This window comes from uncultured Phascolarctobacterium sp. (assembly GCF_905212365.1).
Taxonomy (GTDB): Bacteria; Bacillota; Negativicutes; order Acidaminococcales; family Acidaminococcaceae; genus Phascolarctobacterium_A.
Map to the genome: position 1 here is coordinate 1 of NZ_CAJMEH010000104.1, position 2,228 is coordinate 2,228.

A 2,228-nucleotide genomic window follows, 5' to 3' on the forward strand; every position below is an offset into this window, starting at 1 on the left:
GTACCGAACGGTACGCACGGTGGTGTGAGAGGTCGGCTGCTCAAATAATGGGCGGACTCCTACTCGATTATACTAATTATTAGCCTGCGCTCTTACAGTCTGTTGCTGCTGTTGAGCACGTCGCGCATTTTGTGAGCCACCATGTCCTGAATGGCCTGGCGGGCAGGCTTCAGGTATTGGCGCGGGTCGAAGTCGCCGGGGTGCTCAACGAAGTGCTTGCGGATGGAAGCGGTCATGGCCAAACGCAGGTCGGTATCGATGTTGATTTTGCAAACGCCGAACTTGCCTGCCTTCAGCAGCATATCTTCGGGCACGCCCTGCGCGCCGTCCAGCTGGCCGCCGTATTTGTTGCATTCTTCAACGAAGGAGGGGATAACGGTGGAAGCGCCGTGCAGTACCAGCGGATAACCGGGCAGCAGGTTGGTGATTTTTTCCAGACGGGCAAAGTCCAGCTCCGGTTTACCTTTGAATTTATAAGCGCCGTGGCTGGTGCCGATGGCGATAGCCAGAGAATCGCAGCCGGTGCGTTCTACAAATTCCACCGCCTGGTCCGGGTCGGTATAGGTGGCGTCCTTGGCGGCAACCTTAATGGCGTCCTCTACGCCTGCCAGCTTGCCTAATTCGGCCTCTACCACAACGCCCTTGCTGTGCGCGTATTCGACAACGCGGCGGGTCAGCTCGATATTTTCTTCAAAGGGATGCTTGCTGCCGTCAATCATAACGGAGGTAAAGCCGCCGTCCACGCAGGCTTTGCAGATTTCAAAATCTTCGCCGTGGTCCAGATGCAGGCAGATGGGCAGGCCGGTGTCTTCCATGGCTGCTTCTACCAGCTTCATAAGATAAATATGGTTGGCGTATTTGCGCGCGCCTGCGGAAACCTGCAAAATCAGCGGGGATTTTTCCTGTTGGGCTGCTGCTACGATGCCCTGGATAATCTCCATATTATTTACGTTGAAGGCGCCGACTGCATAATGACCTTCATAAGCTTTTTTAAACATTTCAGTAGAAGTTACTAAAGGCATTAAAATTCCTCCTTACGATAATCAGGCAGCAACTATTACGACGGTTGTTGTCTGACTTCTTTATATTACGTATCTTAATTATAGCACACTAATTGAATTTTAGTATAGTATTTTTCGTAAATCCTGCGGCAGAGCGCGGGTGATTTCCAGCGGCGTATCGCCGACCGGGTGCAGCAGGGCCAGACGGTAAGCGTGCAGCGCGTGGCGGGCCTGGGGGCCGGGCGTTCCGTAAAGATTGTCGTTGACCAATGGGTGGCCGATGTGGGCCAGATGCACGCGGATTTGGTGCGTGCGGCCTGTGAATAAGCGCACTCGCAGCAGGGTGCTGCCGCCGTAATAGCCCAGGACGCTGTATGCCGTTTTGGCGTACTTGCCGCGTTCATAATCCACGCAGCGCTCGATGATGCTGTCCTCCTTGCGGGCGATGGGCGCTTCGATGACGCCGCGCAGCTGCGGGATAAGGCCTGTGGCGATAGCCAGATATTCCTTAACGGGCTGCCGCTGGCTGAGCCAGAACTGCACTACAGGCTCCTTGGCGAACAGCACCAGACCCGATGTATTGCGGTCCAGGCGGGATACGGGGTGGATACCTGCCGCGATATGGCGATAATCGTAGTATTCCTGCACATAATCGTACAGAGTGGAGCCGCTTTCGCTGACCGTGGGGTGCACCAGCATACCGGCAGGCTTATCGATAATCAGCAGGTAATCGTCTTCAAAGGCGATCATGCCGGAGGTAAGACGAGGGTTGCAGCCCATCTCAGTTCAGGTTTTCAGGAGCTTCGTCCACGATTTCGATATTATCCAGCTGCGCCTTGAGCTGGCTGCGGATATTAGCGAGATAACGCTTGTAAAGCTCCTTTTGCTCCGCTTGTTCTTCCGGCGTCAGCCCTTGAGCTTTCTTTTTATGGGCCAGCTCGTTGATGCGTTCGATCATATCCTTGATATTCATAATCTACGCTCCTTGAAGATATTTTTGCCGTTTAAGCTATCCTTATACTAAATAATTTTTCTCTTTCAGATGGTCGGAATGCAGCAGCTTTTCTGCCTTTTCGCTCAGGGGCTTGCCGAAGAAGCTGTCGTACAGCGTGATGACGTCGGGATTATTGTGGGACTGGCGCAGGCAGCGCTTTTCGTCCAGCTTATACAGCTTTTTACCCAGCATACCGGCGCGCTCCTGACCGTCGTGGATGGGCTGACCGCCGC

Annotated in this window: 4 protein-coding genes; all 4 read right to left on the minus strand. The window is 53.9% G+C overall.

Annotated elements, in window-relative coordinates:
* Positions 1–92: 92 nt before the first annotated feature.
* Positions 93–1,022, minus strand: a complete 930-nt coding sequence (gene fba / locus QZ105_RS10400) for a class II fructose-1,6-bisphosphate aldolase (protein ID WP_293729849.1) — start codon at positions 1,020–1,022, stop codon at positions 93–95.
* A gap of 99 nt (positions 1,023–1,121) precedes the next feature.
* Complete coding sequence (locus tag QZ105_RS10405; protein ID WP_293729850.1) at positions 1,122–1,781, minus strand: RluA family pseudouridine synthase; 660 nt, start codon at positions 1,779–1,781, stop codon at positions 1,122–1,124.
* 1 nt (position 1,782) lies between these two features.
* Positions 1,783–1,974, minus strand: a complete 192-nt coding sequence (locus QZ105_RS10410; RefSeq protein WP_293729851.1) for a DUF896 domain-containing protein — start codon at positions 1,972–1,974, stop codon at positions 1,783–1,785.
* 42 nt (positions 1,975–2,016) lie between these two features.
* Positions 2,017–2,228, minus strand: a 212-nt coding sequence (locus QZ105_RS10415; RefSeq protein WP_293729852.1) for an iron hydrogenase small subunit, incomplete at its 5' end; no start/stop codon positions are given.

What these genes read in the sequence shown, in the direction of transcription:
- QZ105_RS10405 (WP_293729850.1), bottom strand. Translation starts at nt 1,781, where the DNA reads ATGGGCTGCAACCCTCGTCTTACCTCCGGCATGATCGCCTTTGAAGAC.
- QZ105_RS10410 (WP_293729851.1), bottom strand. Translation starts at nt 1,974, where the DNA reads ATGAATATCAAGGATATGATCGAACGCATCAACGAGCTGGCCCATAAA.
- fba (WP_293729849.1), bottom strand. Translation starts at nt 1,022, where the DNA reads ATGCCTTTAGTAACTTCTACTGAAATGTTTAAAAAAGCTTATGAAGGT.